The 16664-nt window shown below is 33.5% G+C and carries 13 protein-coding genes; 7 read left to right on the forward strand and 6 right to left on the reverse strand.

The annotated features are described in order from the left end of the window. Window positions 1–4: 4 nt before the first annotated feature. A complete protein-coding gene (locus ACY0M5_RS08810; RefSeq protein ID WP_461631510.1) occupies window positions 5–2437 on the reverse strand; it encodes a cache domain-containing protein in 2433 nt (810 codons plus the stop codon). A gap of 14 nt (window positions 2438–2451) precedes the next feature. Next, the gene (locus ACY0M5_RS08815; protein ID WP_124991808.1) at window positions 2452–3012 is read right to left on the reverse strand and encodes a hypothetical protein; all 561 of its coding nucleotides are present in this window, start codon (window positions 3010–3012) and stop codon (window positions 2452–2454) included. Window positions 3013–3411: 399 nt separating this feature from the next. Here ACY0M5_RS08815 and ACY0M5_RS08820 point away from each other — a divergent pair, with 399 nt between their 5' ends. Further along, the gene (locus ACY0M5_RS08820) at window positions 3412–4770 is read left to right on the forward strand and encodes a histidine kinase (protein ID WP_461631511.1); all 1359 of its coding nucleotides are present in this window, start codon (window positions 3412–3414) and stop codon (window positions 4768–4770) included. Window positions 4771–4775: 5 nt separating this feature from the next. Here the strand turns inward: ACY0M5_RS08820 and ACY0M5_RS08825 are convergent, their stop codons facing one another. Then, window positions 4776–5588 carry an aminotransferase class IV gene (locus ACY0M5_RS08825; RefSeq protein ID WP_461631512.1) on the reverse strand — a complete coding sequence of 271 codons (813 nt, stop codon included), beginning with the start codon at window positions 5586–5588 and terminating at the stop codon, window positions 4776–4778. A 172-nt stretch (window positions 5589–5760) separates the two neighbouring features. Between ACY0M5_RS08825 and ACY0M5_RS08830 the strand changes: the two genes are divergently transcribed. After that, the gene (locus tag ACY0M5_RS08830) at window positions 5761–6051 is read left to right on the forward strand and encodes a hypothetical protein (protein ID WP_461631513.1); all 291 of its coding nucleotides are present in this window, start codon (window positions 5761–5763) and stop codon (window positions 6049–6051) included. A 46-nt stretch (window positions 6052–6097) separates the two neighbouring features. Here ACY0M5_RS08830 and ACY0M5_RS08835 read toward each other — a convergent pair whose 3' ends face one another. The 3 genes from ACY0M5_RS08835 to ACY0M5_RS08845 form a co-directional block, all read right to left on the reverse strand. Beyond that, the gene (locus ACY0M5_RS08835; protein ID WP_124991812.1) at window positions 6098–6439 is read right to left on the reverse strand and encodes an avidin/streptavidin family protein; all 342 of its coding nucleotides are present in this window, start codon (window positions 6437–6439) and stop codon (window positions 6098–6100) included. Between the two features lie 76 nt (window positions 6440–6515). After that, on the reverse strand, window positions 6516–7508 hold the full coding sequence (locus tag ACY0M5_RS08840) for an isoaspartyl peptidase/L-asparaginase family protein (RefSeq protein ID WP_124991813.1): 993 nt from the start codon (window positions 7506–7508) through the stop codon (window positions 6516–6518). A gap of 69 nt (window positions 7509–7577) precedes the next feature. After that, complete coding sequence (locus ACY0M5_RS08845) at window positions 7578–10556, reverse strand: tetratricopeptide repeat protein (RefSeq protein WP_461631514.1); 2979 nt, start codon at window positions 10554–10556, stop codon at window positions 7578–7580. A gap of 390 nt (window positions 10557–10946) precedes the next feature. Here ACY0M5_RS08845 and argS point away from each other — a divergent pair, with 390 nt between their 5' ends. The 5 genes from argS (at window position 10947) to ACY0M5_RS08870 (ending at window position 16653) form a co-directional block, all read left to right on the forward strand. Further along, window positions 10947–12740: an arginine--tRNA ligase gene (gene argS / locus ACY0M5_RS08850; RefSeq protein WP_461631515.1), complete on the forward strand. Its 1794-nt coding sequence runs from the start codon at window positions 10947–10949 to the stop codon at window positions 12738–12740. Window positions 12741–12932: 192 nt separating this feature from the next. Continuing rightward, window positions 12933–14264 carry a signal recognition particle protein gene (gene ffh / locus ACY0M5_RS08855; protein WP_101311093.1) on the forward strand — a complete coding sequence of 444 codons (1332 nt, stop codon included), beginning with the start codon at window positions 12933–12935 and terminating at the stop codon, window positions 14262–14264. A gap of 67 nt (window positions 14265–14331) precedes the next feature. Continuing rightward, on the forward strand, window positions 14332–15213 hold the full coding sequence (locus ACY0M5_RS08860) for a bifunctional 5,10-methylenetetrahydrofolate dehydrogenase/5,10-methenyltetrahydrofolate cyclohydrolase (RefSeq protein ID WP_124991817.1): 882 nt from the start codon (window positions 14332–14334) through the stop codon (window positions 15211–15213). 192 nt (window positions 15214–15405) lie between these two features. Continuing rightward, window positions 15406–15768, forward strand: coding sequence for a hypothetical protein (locus ACY0M5_RS08865; RefSeq protein ID WP_124991819.1), 363 nt, complete (start codon window positions 15406–15408; stop codon window positions 15766–15768). Window positions 15769–16032: 264 nt separating this feature from the next. Next, window positions 16033–16653, forward strand: coding sequence for a CPBP family glutamic-type intramembrane protease (locus ACY0M5_RS08870; RefSeq protein WP_124991820.1), 621 nt, complete (start codon window positions 16033–16035; stop codon window positions 16651–16653). Window positions 16654–16664 lie beyond the last annotated feature (11 nt).

Raw genomic sequence — 16664 nt, forward strand, 5'->3', positions numbered from 1 at the left:
CCTTTTAAATCATCCTGTGGATAATTTCAATTAATTCCTGCTTGATAATTGGTTTGGTAATGAAGCCATCAAATCCCGATTTAAGAACCTGTTCTTTTTCATTGGCTAAGGCATAGGCTGTTTGAGCAATTATTTTTGTGTTTGGGCTATCTTTTTTAATTAGTTTAAATGTGTCATAGCCATTTAAATTTGGCATTTGAAGGTCTAATAGAATCAAATCAAAATGATTATTCATGCAATAATCAACGGCTATCTTTCCATTTTGAGCAATGATGAGTTCAGCTCCCGTCGTTTTAAGCATTTTTTCCAAGAGGGTGAGATTCACCTTATAATCATCCACGATCAGAATTTTTTTCCCTGCTAATTTTTTATTGAAATCAGAATCCTCATTTGATGATGAATCTACTGCAGAAGACTTTTTTTTCTGATAAGGAATACTGATGAAAAAGCTGCTTCCAACATTTACGGTAGATTCCAGCCACATTTTACCATTCAAAAGTTTTGCCAGTTTTTTTGATATGGAAAGTCCCAGGCCAGTTCCTCCATATTTTCTAGCATGGGAATCATCTGCTTGTCTAAATTGATTAAAAATAACATCTTGCTTGTCTTTAGATATTCCAATTCCAGTATCTTTTATCGAAAAGATTATTTCACCCCCATTTAATTGATACGAAACTATAACACTGCCTTTTTCGGTGAACTTTAACGAATTTTCAACGAGATTTGTAATAATTTGTTTTAAGCGAAAAGGATCAGTGTAAATAACAGATTGTTCGTCATTTAAGCCTTTTAGGAATTGAAGATCAATATGATCTTTCCCTTTGCCCGTTTTAATTTTTTCGAAAGTTTGATGCAATTCATCAAAAAGCTGATTTAAATTAAAAATAGTTCTTGAGATTTTAAGCTCCCCCGATTCAATTTTGGAAAAATCGATTATATCATTAATTAAATTTAGTAAGGAGTTTCCACTGTTTTTTATATGATTGAAAAATTGTCTTCTGGTGTCGTAAGGTATATCATCTTCTTGTAATAACTCAGAGAATCCAATAATAGCATTCATTGGAGTACGTATCTCATGAGACATGTTGGCAAGAAAGGAAGATTTTAAACGATCAGATTCCTCTGCACGTTCCTTAGCAATTTCCAATTCTTTTTCCTTCTGACTACGAATGTCAATCATCCTGTTGATTGTTTTCGACATATCCCGAAATTCCGGAAAATACAATTCATCAGGATTAATTTTAATGGATTGAGTGGATGCTTTACGGAAAAAATTATTGAATGAAACGAAGTTTCGATTCATCTTCTTTGAAATAAATTTCGAAGTGAAATAGAAGATTAGAATGGCAATTCCAATCAAAATAATAATCTGATAGATATAATTTAAAACCGTTTTCCGCAATTCAATATGAGCTGTTTGAATGTTTGCGTCAATGTCTCTTGTATATATACCTGCTCCAATTATCCAATCCCAATCTTCAATTGTTGCAATATACGAGACCTTTGTGCCTCGATTTGAATAAGGATCTTCATATTCAATAAAGCCTTCCTTTTTTAACTTTGCGTGTGATAAAAGATTTTCAACATTATTTCTGCGAAGAGCATTTTTATAGTCTCGGTAGTTTTTCCCAATACTCTCAGTATTATTATGAAGCAGACAGGTTCCATCTTTTTTATATACAAAGAAGGAATTATTATCAGCAAGGCTGATTTGACTAATTCTATTTAACGCTTCTTTTTGATTTTCATCCTGCAGGTCATCTAAAAAGGAGAAGCTTCCAAAGTACCAATTGTAAGGTATGAATTTCTTGATATATGATACCTTTGTGTAAGCATTGTATTTGTTTTTTACTTTATTCGGATTTTCATATTTAGTATAAGCTTCATCTTGAAACATCATTAAGTTGATTTCATTCTTAATGAGATAGTTTTTATTAAGATCTTGAAAATCAATTAAATTCTGTCCCTCCTTTTCTTTTGATAAAGGATATAGAATACCTTTTCCAGCCAAGGTGTTAATAAAAATATATCCTTTATTATTCGAGAAACGCATGGGGGAAATAGCTTGCTTAATTCTGCGTTTTATTTCCTGATCGGATATTTTTCCTTTGTTTTGTCTGTAAATGTTTGATGCAATAGCATGTGCTTGATTAACAAAGTTTTTAAGTCTGTTTTTAATTCTGTTTTCGGCCTGAGTATTTTGATAATTGATAAAATTAGTACACTCTTCGGTTTTGCTTATCAGCAATTTCTTTTGGTGAGCGATGGATTTAATTCTAAGTGCTTCTGATTCAATTGTGAATTTTGAGACTTCTTTATAGATCCAAATGCCTCCTATTCCAACAAGAAAGCTTACCGTTAAGACAAGAAATAGTAAAAAGTAGGCTCTACTAATACTAAGATTATTTTGTTTTTGTTTTAAAGGCCTTAAATTCATATTCTAAAATTAACTCAAATTTTGAATTGTTCTATTATTTGGTCAAAAACCGGATTAAATATTTCAAAACCGGATTGAATATCATTCTTCACATTTTCATCAATTAAGTTTTTATTAAACTCATTTGTATAAGAATATTTATTGATGATGTTTATGTCGTAACGCTTGGTTTTTTTGTTGATTATGAAATGTGGAATAGTATGATAAGCCGCTTTTATCGAAAATTGATCTTTGGTCAGGATTTCCTTTTCAAGAAGAAAATTGTACAAATCAATAAAATGGATGGATGAGTTGGAAAGATAAACCCGTAGTTCAAAATTTAAGGAAAGCGGGATTTCATAAAAAAAATTGAAATCTTTACATGTTTGATTTTTATAGTGGATTGTTATGCGGTTCATATTTATATTGACAGGACTGTATTCTATGTTCCATTCCAAATTAGTAATGGCATTTAGGTCTTTTTTTATTGCATGAAGAATTTTTAACCGTGGGAGCGTAGTAAGAACAAAATTTTGATTCTCAGAATACTCTTCGCTAAGCTTCGCTAAATTTGTTGCAGTAAAAGTATATTTCATAAAATAATTTTTCTCAATTGGTAATTAAGAGAACAAAAGAAGTGAAATTATATGAATGGTTTACAAATTCAATTTAAAATTGAGCCTTTTTATGTTTTAAAATCATAAATTAAATACGAAACAAATTGAAAATTGTTAATCTTTTGACTTTAATTCTTGTGAAATCATACTTGTAATTTGTAATTCAGAATCATCGTAAATAAGCAAACTTATGCTTTGGCTTGATTTTGATGTGGATAAAGTATCCTGAGTAGTAATTATTCAAGCATGTTTAATGCAATTTTTCAGTAAATAAGTAGTTGTTAATAACACTTGACACATTTGGCACATTTGACACATTTTTAATTTGTTCTTATTTACTATTATTGCAGAATGATTTTTATCCGAAGAGTATTATTCTTGATCATATTATTTTTTGTTGGGATGCCAATGTGTGTAAAAGCATATTTACAATCAACAAGGAACTTTTCAATTGCTGATGGACTTCTCAGTAATATTGTTTTTGATATTTTCCAAGATTCAAGAGAGCTGGTTTGGTTTGCTGCCGATGCAGTACTGTTTGAATTTATTGGTGAAGAGATTAAGTTTCGGAAAGAACTTTCAAGACTGCAGGGAGAAAGAATTAACTCAATTTGTGAAGACGAAAAAGGGAATTTATGGTTTTCGGCACAAATCCATGGTGAAGATTGGATGCCTAATAGTTCACTGGCAGATGAATGGACTAATTCACCAATTGAGTTAAATTATGGTGAGAATGATTTAGCTTTTACGTTTGGAATGGATTTTTGCCAGAATATATCAAATGTTAGGTTCAGATATTTATTAGATGGATTTGATGAGAAATGGTCAAATTGGAGTTCTTCCTCAGATGCTGTATTTTCTCATTTGCCAAGTGGTAATTACGCTTTAAAAGTGGAAGGAAAACACTTAAGCGAAGGTGTTACTATTCCTTCTTCTTTTGATATTATTGTGAAGACTCCGTGGTGGAAAATGTGGTGGTTCATCATATTGTTGAGCTTGATTTTTGGAGGACTTGTTTATGTCGCCATGTGGGGTTATGCGTATTTTATTCGAAAAAGAGAAAAGGAAAGGATTAAACAATCGAATAGGGTTATTGGGTTGAAAATGAAATCTTTGCAAAATCAGTTAGATCCGCATTTTATTTTTAATTCTTTAAATTCAATACAGAGTTATATTTTGGAAGAGAAAAAAGAGAGTGCCCTGGAATATCTTTCAGATTTTTCGAATGTGCTGCGAAAGAAGATTGAAAATGCAAATAAGGATTTTATTTCTTTATCGGATGAAATTGCTTATTTACAACTTTATTTGAAGTTGGAGCAGATGCGGTTTTCTAATAAATTTTCATATAAAATAACTGCAAATACAGCAATTAATCCTTTTAAGTCTAAATTGCCGCCAATGCTAATACAACCATTTTTGGAAAATGCAATAAGATATGGGTTTGCAGCATTGGAGACAAAGGGAAGTCTTGATGTGAATTTTGAGATTGAGCAGGATGGGTATTTAAGATGTATTATTAAAGATAATGGTGTCGGGCGAAAAAAGGCCAAAGACCTGCACGAGGATTCGAATATTAAAGTCCATCATAAAACAATGATTATTACACAGGATAGAATTAAATTATTGAATAAAGTTCTGAGTAATGGTCGGATATATGAATATTTTATTGAAGACTTGACAGATGAAAAAGGATTTCCAAGTGGAACTAAAGTGGTGATAGGATTTCCTAAGCAATAGGATATTTACTTTAAATATTCACTGATTTTAGTTCGAAGAACTTCAGATAACCTGCCAATAATTTCATGAGAGCTTGAGTAACTAATTGAATTGATTCTTTTTATTGGTAAAATCTGTAATGATGTGCCAGTTAAAAAGGCAGCCTCAAAACTTGGTAAATCATCATATTTAATGGAGTGTTTTTGAATAGGAATTTTAAGTTCTTCAGCAGCTTCAATTACTTTACTACGAATAATTCCGTGTAAAACATCTGTATCTAAAGCAGTATGTAACTCATTGTTTTTAATAAAAAAAAGATTAGATCTACTCCCTTCAGTAATGTTTCCCATAGAGTTTAGGAGCAGTACTTCAAAGATTTCAGCTTCTTTAATTAAATTATTGATTGTAGAACGAAGGGAGTGGTTGTATACTTTAGCATTTGGTTTTGGTCGGTCAGCCTGATGAACAAGAGTTCTAACACCATTTTTATACTGATCTTCGTTGGGATAATAATGCTGAATAAAATAGGCCAGAAAAGTTTTATTTTCACCGTCGATATGAAATACTAATTTGATATTGCCGTTTTGGGAATCGTTCAATGCAATTAAATTAGATATGCTTTCTTTAATTTGATTCAGGTTTAACCAAAGGTTCTGTTCAAGGCAAGTCGCTGAATTTGTTAATCGTTGAAAATGTGATTCAAGAAATAAAGCTCTCCCGGAAACGACCCGAATAACTTCATACAGGCTTATTCCCCGCAAAAAGATTTTATCATTAAAATCTTTAGCAGGTTTTGCTTTTTCATTTTTCAGAAAAATGTAATGGAAACACTCACTCATAATCAACAGCCTCTGTTCTTAATGTAGATTTACAACTACAAATAAACTTTTTTTGCTCACCAATTGCAATGATTTCAAGATTATAAAATATGTGTGTGAATTATAAATTTTGGAATGCATACTCTTGGTATTTTTAGTAATTTAGCAATCATCAAAATCTAAAATTTTAATTATGGCAAGCAAAAGAAATTTTAAAAAAGACATAAATTTCCTAACAAACGAGATATTAATGAGAGGTATCATTCATTTGAATTTTTTTGGACGTGAAAATTCGGAAGACGTGTATGTTATCATGAATGAGGCGACAGCGTCACGAAATGAATATATTGCGCGCATTAATGAAAAATTAAGTGGTAAAACAACAAAAGAAATCAAGAATCATTATAAGTCCATATACGATGATTTGTTAGATTCAACACACAATTTACTCGGTAAAATTGATAATTTAGATGTTGCAGTCTAATTTAAGATACATGAAAAGGGCTAATTAATTAGCCCTTTAATTTATCCTATGGTTTTCTAAAAGTTCCCACTCCTGTAAGAATTGCTTTGGCAAGCTGTTCTTCTTCACCACCTTCACTCTGTGACAAATGCCACATGGTGTGAATTACAGGTCCGGATTCGTCCAGTTCAAAACGACCTGTCCAACAAGCCAAAGATCCGTACTTTTCAAAATCTACCATAAATGCAATAACATTAGCATTGATTTTTCCTGTAATTTCAAATTTCTCTTCGAATTTGGGTTGCCCTATTGCAGTTTGAAATGTTCCGCTTACACGATTTTCTGTAACAGTTAGATCCATTTCTGAATTGTACTGATTTTTCCATTTTCCGTTAAGGTTTATCTTCATAGCTTAATTTTTTTTGTGTGATTGTTGACTAAGTTTAATTTAGCTTGAAATATTCATTCCGCAAAATAAATTATTCTCATTTATAGATCAATATCTCAGTTTCCCCCTTTGAATTGGAATAAGCTCTGTACATACCATCCGTATTCATTTTCATTACAATATTGCCGTTTTTATCAAGGCCGATTATTCCACCGGTTCCTCCAATTTTAGTCAATTTATCAATAACTTTGTTGCTGGCCTCTTCCAAACTAATATTTTGGTATTCCATCATCGATGAAATATCTTTAGCAACACCTAATCGAATAAAAAATTCGCCGTGACCAGTGCATGAAACTGCACAGCTTGCATTGTTGGCATAAGTACCTGCACCAATAATGGGAGAGTCTCCGATACGTCCGAAACGCTTATTCGTCATACCTCCCGTAGACGTTCCGGCCGTTAGGTTTCCATCCTTATCCAAAGCTACGCATCCAACTGTACCGTGACGATCTTCCGGAGTCATTTCTTTCTCTTTTTTAAGGATCTCCTGCAGGTGATCCCATCTGTTTTGTGTGAAAAAATAACTCTGGTCAACTATTTCCAGACCTTGTGTTTTAGCAAATTCAGAAGCACCGTGGCCGCTCAGCATTACATGTTCTGAATTTTCCATGACTTTTCTGGCTGCACTAATAGGATTTTTTATATCATCAACGCCAGCTACTGCTCCTGCGTTTAAATCTTTTCCCCACATAATTGAGGCATCAAGTTCGTTCTTTCCGGAATTGGTAAATACTGCACCTTTACCAGCATTAAACAGGGGCGAGTTTTCTAGAATGCGAATTGTTTTTTCAACCGCATCAAGGCTGCTTCCGCCATTTCTTAATATGGAATCACCAATTTGGAGAGCCTCTTGAAGTACTTTTTTATACTGTGTTTCCTTTTCAGGAGTGAAATCCTTACGCAGTATAGTTCCGGCTCCGCCATGAATTACAATTGCATAATCAGATTTGTTTTCTGCATCAGGATATAAAATAAAACTGCTTACTATTAGAGTGATGATAATAAATAATGGTAGAATTGCTTTTTTCATGGGGGGATTTTTTATTATCAAAAATAATAATGAGTGGAATCAAGCATTTGAGAGTTGGTAAAGAACATTTTAAGATAGATTCTGTGATATGATACGAAGAAGTTTACTCCCGGTATAGGGTTTTATTATGAAGTCATCAAAGCCCGATTCTGAACTTTTTTTCTCTTCATTCTGATGGTTAAATTCAGTTTGAACAATTACAGGCACATGTGGGTTTTGCAGCTTTATTTTCTTAGTAACCTCGTATCCGTCAATTTTTGGTAATTGAATGTCCATCAATACCAAGTCAAAATGATTTAATTTAAACTGCTCAACTGTTTCAGCCCCATCTTTTGTCCAGGTTACTTCTGCATTTGTTTTCCGGAGTACTTCTTTAATGTAAAGGAAATTTGATTTTTTATCTTCTGCTACTAATATTTTTTTTCCGGTAAAATCTGTTTCCTTATCGTCTTCTGAAGTTTCGGAACTTATCTTAATGGGATTTGATTGGAAAGGAAGATCCACATAAAATTGGCTTCCTACATTCGGTTTCGATGTAAACCAAATATTACCATTTAGTAATTCAACCAAACTCTTTGAAATTGTTAATCCCAGACCTGTACCTCCGTGCTCTGCAGAATTATTACTTGCCTGTCTAAATCGATCATAAATTAAAGATTGATCTTCGTACGGAATACCAATGCCTGAGTCGTTAATAAAGAAGCGTATTTTGTTTTCAATTAATTCGATGCCAAAATCAATATGACCCGATTTTGTGAATTTTAAAGCGTTTCGCAGGAGGTTTATTAGAATTTGTTTTATTCGAACCCGGTCGGAGTTAATTGTCAGATCTTTAGGTATATCATTGTAGTGAATGGTAAATTCAATATGATTCTTTTTGTCAGCATATTTAAGCTCATCGAAAATGCTTTTTAATTCTTCAAGCATTGGATAAACCTTGAAATTTGATTTTTTAATTTTCAACTGTTTTGATTCAATCATCGAAATATCCATGATATCGTTGACAAGAGTGAGTAAAATATGTCCGTTCTCATAAATAATTGAAGTGTAATGGTTTTGTTTTTTTGAAGAATTGGTCATCGTCAACAGTTTAGAAAACCCAATAATAGCATTCATTGGAGTTCTAATTTCATGAGACATATTCGCTAAAAAGGAGGATTTTAATTGATCCGATTGTTCTGCTTTTTCTTTTGCTTTAATTAATTCAATCGTCCGTATTTTTACGAGATTCTCAAGATTTCGATGATTCTCCTCTAGCTGTAATTCTGCTTTTTTTCGTACCGTAATTTCGTTGGTTAATTTCTTATTTGCCTTTTTTACAGCAAGGTAAAGTCTGTAAATTAATGTTGTTGAGAGCAGAATGAGAACTACAATTACTATTAAAAATGAATTGATAAGGGATTGTTTATTTAATTTTTCTTTTTCGATTGATTTTTCATTGGCGAAAATTTTTTCCAGAGTTACTCGTTTTTCTCTTTCGTTTTGCATCTGAATCCAACCAATTCTATTTTCCATTTGTGCATTGTACATTTGGTTGTACAAATCAAAATACAATTGGTAATAGTGCAAGGATTGTTTATAATTTTTATCGGATGAATAGATCTCTGATAAATTTTTTGCACACTCAGCCATGAGAGTTTTTCGGCCAATTTCAGAGGCTATATCAAAGCTTTTTAACAGATATTGAATTGCCAGTTTGTGGTTGTTTTTAGTCTTATATAATTCACCCAAATTATTGTAAGTCGATGCAACACCACCAATGTTATTAATACCCATATTAATAACAATTGCCTTGTTGAAAACATCCATGGCTAACGCCAAACTATCTCTTTTTACATGAATTAAACCGATATTTGTATAACAGGATGCGATTCCTTTTAAATTGCCTATTTTTCTTTGAATGGAAAGCGATTTATTATAGCTGGCAAGACTAAGAGGGTAATTTTTTTCTTGGTAATAGGTGTTCCCTATTTTGCGATAAGCATCGGCACTGCCTTTTAAATATCCGATTCGTTCGTTTATTTCTATTGATTTTTGAAACTTTTCCCGAGCCATGGTGTGATCCTTCATTTCATATAAAACCATACCAATGTTTAAGTAGCAATTCGCAATATTTTTTTGAGATCCAAGTTCTTCAAAAAGCTTTAGTGCTTTATGCAGATATTCTAAAGCTTTGTCATTCTGCATAAGGGATTGATAGACCTCGCCAATCCCCATATATGACAGTCCTATCCCATTTTTCGACAATAGTTTTTTGCTGATTTGTAACGATTCATTGTATAGATCAATGGCTGTAATTCTATTGCTTAATCTGTTGTGCAGTTTTGCCAGATGGTTTAAAGTATATGCAATATTTTTGTCGAGATGATTTTCTTTGCCAATTTCCAGCGCTTTTTCGAAATGTTTTTTTGATGATTCCAGATCATTAATTTCAAAATAAGCATTTCCCAATGCATTGTGGGTGTAGCAAATGCCTGAATTGTTCTTAAAACGTATATTTAGCTCCAATGCCTTATGGTAATTTTTTAATGCTTCATTGTACCTGCAGTTTTCTAATTTTATATTGCCAATGGCATTGTAGCTAAAACTGAAATTAATACTGTCTTGGGTTAATTTTTTTAATTCAAATCCTTTTTGATAAAACAATTCTGCGGTATCATAGTTACATGTTGAATAGTTTAAATTGCCTAAATAACCATAGCAAAAACTCATTTTCAGAGTGTCTCTCATGCTTTTCCAATATTCAAGAGAAATATTAATACAGGTTTCGGCATTTTTAAATTCTCCCTGATACAAATATATTTTCCCTAATAATTCATTCGCGATTGCGTATTGTTTCATGTTCTCAAATTCAAGTGCTTTATCAGCGGCCTGCAAGCTTAATTTTAAAGCTTCAGCATTATTTGAATTGAAGTAGGATTGGGCAATTTCGATTACGCGATCAAGATTTGCATTTTTTATTGTAAAGTCTATTCTTTCTGATTGGACGGTTGCTGTGACGTGAAAGGTGGTAATTAATGAAAATAGAAGAAGGAGTATGTTTTTCATTCTTTTTAACTTAAGAATTTGTGCAATTAACTGTTATAACTTAAAATGAAAGTTTTGTTGTTTTTATTTCTATTTAATTTAATAAAGAATTAAAAAATATCAAATTAAAAATAGACAAGGTTTTGTAATTTCTCAAAGGTAAGTAATGTTGCTCTATAAGAAGTTAAATAGATGAGGCTATTTGAGGGATTCCATAAACAAGGTCATGAATGACTTTTTTCTAAATGTAGGGAACTATTTATTTTATTCGTATTATCTTTGCACATTCGGATTATCGGGTACTTTTAGGGGCGGTTAATGCATGAAAAAGCTAGACTGGCTAAAAGACCATTTTGATCTGATAAGAGATATAGTTTGTAAATAGTTGAATTCGAAATAAAGAATTTTCAGATGAGTATTGAAAGCATTATAAAAGGTAAGGTTATAGAGGCCGTAAATAGTTGTTATGGTCATGGAATTGATAATGAAACAGTTCAGATTCAAAAAACAAGACGTGAATTTGAAGGCGATTTAACTGTAGTTGTATTTCCTTTTTTGCGCTTTTCAAAAAAATCACCGGAAGCTACAGCCAATGATCTTGGTGTTTTTCTTCAGGAAAATATTGAAGCGGTTACTGCTTTTAATGTTGTAAAAGGATTTCTGAATTTGGTTATTGACAGTTCTTATTGGATATCAGTGTTGAATACTGCTTTTCAATCGGAAAACTATGGCTTTAAAAAATTAGAGGCAGGTGCTAAAAAAGTGATGATCGAGTATTCTTCACCAAATACAAATAAGCCATTGCATTTGGGGCACATTCGTAATAATTTATTGGGGTATTCTGTTGCTCAAATTTTAAAAGCGAATGGTTACGAAGTAATCAAAGTAAATTTGGTGAACGACCGTGGCATTCATATCTGCAAATCGATGCTTGCGTGGCTACGTTTTGGCGAAGGTGAAACTCCTGAATCAACTGGTTTAAAAGGAGATCATTTGGTTGGAAAATACTATGTGAAATTCGATCAGGAATACAAAAAAGAAATTGAAGCTTTAGTAGCCAACGGAATGGATGCTGATGAAGCTAAAAAACAAGCTCCGTTGTTGTTGGAAGCTCAGGAAATGTTGGTGAAATGGGAAGCGGGCGACAAGGAAGTTGTTGCTTTGTGGAGAAAGATGAACGATTGGGTTTTAGCTGGTTTCGATGTTACTTATCAAAAAATGGGCGTTGATTTCGATAAAGTTTATTTCGAATCGGAAACCTATAAGAAAGGAAAAGCAATTGTTGAAAGAGGCTTGGAAGAAGGAGTTTTGTACCGTAAAGATACCGGTTCTGTTTGGGCTAACCTTGAGGCAGATGGATTGGATCATAAACTATTGTTACGTGATGATGGAACCTCTGTTTATATGACTCAGGATATTGGTACAGCTTACGAACGATTCAATGAATTCAGTATCGATGAACATATTTATGTTGTAGGTAATGAACAAAATTATCATTTCCAGGTGTTGTCGCTGGTTTTAGGTAAACTGGGATACGAATGGAGTAATAAAATTCAGCATCTGTCGTATGGTATGGTTGAATTGCCTGAAGGAAAAATGAAATCCCGCGAAGGAACTGTTGTTGACGCAGATGAGTTAATGGATGAAATGGTAAATACGGCCCGCGACACTTCAAATGAATTAGGTAAGCTTCAGGGATATTCAGCAGAAGAAGCTGAGGATGTGTATAATAAAGTTGCTATGGGAGCACTAAAATATTTTATTCTTAAGGTAGATCCTAAAAAGAATATGATGTTTAATCCTAAAGAATCAATTGATTTTAATGGGAATACCGGACCATTTATTCAGTACACATATGCTAGGATTCAATCGGTTTTGAAAAAGACTGTTGATGAAGGAATTGAATTTCCTGAATTCGCAAATACAGCTATTGAGATTTCTGAGAAGGAATCAAATTTAATTCAAATGATTGCCAACTATCCGGTTATCATTAAAGAAGCCGGTGATACAACAAGTCCTGCACAAATTGCAAATTACGTATATGATTTGGTGAAAGAATACAACCAATTTTATCACGATTTTCCAATTGCTAAAGAGGACAATGTTGAATTAAGAGCGTTCCGAATGGTTCTTTCTAAGCAGGTTGCACTGGTTATAAAAAGTGGAATGGAATTGTTAGGAATTGGTGTTCCTGAAAGAATGTAAAAATATATTTGTTAGTAAAGAGCGGATTTCATTTTTGGAATTCGCTCTTTTTTTATTTTAAAAGTGTTGTTTTAATACTATTTCTAACGAAAATGAAAAATCATTGATAAAATTATCGACATTTCTATCGCATAGTCTTTATCGCTAAGCAGATTTTTTTAATTTTGCAGTGAAATATAAATCTGTATAATAATGTTTGAAAATCTTAACGAACGACTTGAGCGATCCTTCCAGATATTAAAGGGGCAAGGAAAAATTACTGAAATCAATGTAGCAGAAACATTGAAAGATGTGAGACGTGCCCTTTTGGATGCCGATGTAAACTTTAGTATAGCCAAGTCCTTTACCAATACAGTAAAAGAAAAAGCATTAGGACAGAATGTACTAACCGCATTAAAACCAAATCAGTTAATGGTGAAAATAGTTCACGATGAGCTGGCTGAATTAATGGGGAGTACACAGGTTGATATAAATATTCAGGGAAAACCTGCTGTAATATTAATTGCTGGTTTGCAGGGGTCGGGTAAAACCACCTTTTCAGGTAAACTGGCAAATCTTCTAAAAACAAAACGTTCTAAGAATCCATTGTTGGTTGCTTGTGATGTATATCGTCCTGCAGCGATCGAACAGCTGAAAGTATTAGGAGAACAAATTGGAGTTCCTGTATATACGGATATTGAGAGCAAGAACCCTGTTAAGATTGCTCAGGATGCCATTAAGCAGGCAAAAGCAAACGGAAACGATTTGGTGATTGTCGATACAGCTGGTCGTTTGGCTATCGATGAGGAAATGATGAAGGAAATTGAGGCTGTTAAAAAAGCTATTGATCCTTCCGAGATTCTGTTTGTTGTCGATTCCATGACCGGTCAGGATGCGGTGAATACAGCCAAAGAATTTAACGAGCGTTTGGATTTTGATGGTGTTGTTTTAACGAAATTGGATGGTGATACACGTGGTGGAGCTGCGCTTTCAATTCGTTCAATAGTTAACAAACCAATCAAATTTGTTGGTACGGGAGAGAAAATGGAAGCTCTTGATGTTTTCCATCCCAGTCGTATGGCCGATCGTATTTTGGGTATGGGTGATATTGTTTCGCTTGTAGAACGTGCCCAGGATCAATTTGATGCTGACGAAGCTAGAAAACTTCAGAAGAAAATCGCCAAGAACCAATTTAACTTCAACGATTTCCTGTCTCAGATTTCGCAGATCAAGAAAATGGGTAATCTGAAAGATTTGGCGTCTATGATTCCTGGTGTTGGAAAAGCACTTAAGAATGTTGACATTGATGATGACGCTTTTAAAGGTGTTGAAGCAATTATATTTTCGATGACTCCGGCAGAGAGAGAAGATCCGGCACTAATTAACGGATCAAGAAGAAAGAGGATTGCCGATGGTAGTGGTTCTACCATTCAGGACGTGAATCGTTTAATCAAACAATTCGACGAAACGAGAAAATTAATGAAAATGATGACAAAAGGCGGAAACATGTCCCGAATGATGGGGAATATGGGAGGCCGAAGATAATAAACTTACAAATAGAAATGCTTGGCCACTTGGTCAGGCATTTTTTATACCGCAAAACGATACAACCATGGAATTAATCGACGGAAAAAAAATCTCAGCAGAGGTGAAGCAGGAAATTGCTGCCGAAGTAGAACTAATCAAAAAGGCTGGAGGAAAAACTCCTCATTTGGCTGCTATGATTGTTGGACACGACGGAGCCAGTGAAACTTATGTGGCTGCAAAAGTGAAAGCTTGTCATATGGTAGGTTTTAAATCTTCAGAGTTTCGTTTCGAAGAGGACATTACCGAGGAAGAATTGCTTGCAGAAATCAGAAAAGTGAATGACGACGATGATATTGACGGATTGATTGTTCAATTGCCATTGCCAAAACATATTTCAGAATCGAAAGTGATTGAAACCATACGTCCCGAAAAAGATGTTGATGGATTTCATCCTATGAATGTTGGTAAAATGGTATCGAGCCTTCCTACCTATTTGCCGGCAACTCCGGCAGGAATTGTTGAGTTGATGAAGAGATATAAAATTCAGACATCAGGTAAAAATTGCGTTGTAATTGGCCGAAGCAACATTGTAGGCACTCCAATGAGTGTTTTAATGTCGCGTAAAGCTGAGTATGGCGATTGTACAGTTACACTTTGCCACAGCAGAACTAAGAACATTGCAGAAATTACCCGTCAGGCGGATATCGTTATTGTTGCTTTGGGAATGAAAGAATTTTTAACAGGTGATATGGTAAAAGAAGGCGCTGTTATTATCGACGTTGGAATTCACCGAGTAAAATCTGATAAAACAAAGTCGGGCTGGAAGCTGTTGGGCGATGTGAAGTTTGATGAAGTTGCTCCTAAAGCATCCTTCATAACTCCTGTTCCGGGTGGCGTTGGTCCAATGACGATTGTTTCCTTATTACAGAATACTTTGCTTGCTGCTAAAAAGGCAATTTATAAATAGAACAAATATTTTTGATCAGATACATCACAGGCTTCTCTATTCGGGAAGCCTGTTGTTGTGTTGTAGTGGTAGTTTGTATTGCTCTTGTGTTTATGATTGGTTTTTACTTAATGCTTGAAAGATTTACCGGTACTGTTTTGAATATGTGTTCAATTGTAGTTAGTTTTGTTGAACGAATAGCACAATTGAATTATGGAAAATAATTTTAGAGAGTTGGTTGATTTATATCACCAAAAGAAAATAGAGGGAATGGATTTTTCCCAAATCCGTAAAGAATTAGTAGAAAAGAATATCGAAGAAGATCTGATTAAGGATATTGTCCGCGCAATTGATGATCGGATTTTAAGAGGAGAGGTGAAGAAGAAAGGGAAGTTTAAGGCTAGGGAATTGCGCCTGATAGGATGGACTCTAATGATAATTGGTGGTATAATTACTCTGGGAACCTATTTCCATTGGTTCGATATGAAGGGATATTATTTTGTGTCTTACGGACCCGTAATTGCGGGTTATTTACTAATTATTGCTGCAAGAAAAGCGCAAAGAAAAGAATTCTAGCTGGCCGTTGTAGCGAGTTGTAGGTATTTGTCTATTTTTGAGTTAGATAAATCAATTAAAAAAGGCTTTTTATTGTCATTTTTTTGGATTTATTAACCCTATAATTTCGTTAGTCAATAAAAATCCTCCGTTCCTAAATTTCACCAAAGTTTTTGAAACAAAATCCATCTAAAAATTGTAAATTAAATAGAACGAGTCTTAATAAGGAGTCCTCCTTATTTCAATTGGTTTTCTATTGTTTTCAAATTTTTAGTGGATAGTGAGATGAAAAAATTATACCTGTGGTTAGAAATGATTTTTATGTTTCTGGTACTTCCTGTCTTGTATTTTTACGAGCTTATACCGGTTCATAAAGCTGTGCCACTGGTTATTGTATTTCTCTATTGTCTCTTTATTGTTTTTAGGGATAAAAATTTTGACCGCGGTATTTTTCGAATTAAGCGTGACTATCCATGGCAGGAATTTTTATTGAAAGGATTTGTATTGCTGTTTATTACCTCAATATGGGTTTATATTTTTAGGGGAGATGTATTTTTTTACCTTCCGAGGAATAATTTTTGGATTTGGCTTGCTGTAATTTTCACTTATCCTATTTGGTCAGCATACACACAGGAATTCATTTACCGGGCATTCTTTTTTTATCGGTATAAACTTCTTTTTAGAAATCCATTATTGCTGCTGTTGATAAATGCGGTTTGTTTTTCCATGGCTCACATTATTTTTAGAAACTGGATGGCTTTGATTTTTACCTTTGCAGGCAGTCTTATTTTTTCCTTTACCTATCTTCGCAACAAATCGTTAAACGCAGTTTTTTTGGAACATTCTTTGTATGGAAATATTCTATTTACAAATGGCTTGGGTATTTACTTTTATTTACCGAATTAGCAGGTTTCGAA

Source organism: Labilibaculum euxinicum (genome assembly GCF_963678175.1).
Taxonomy (GTDB): domain Bacteria; phylum Bacteroidota; class Bacteroidia; order Bacteroidales; family Marinifilaceae; genus Labilibaculum; species Labilibaculum euxinus.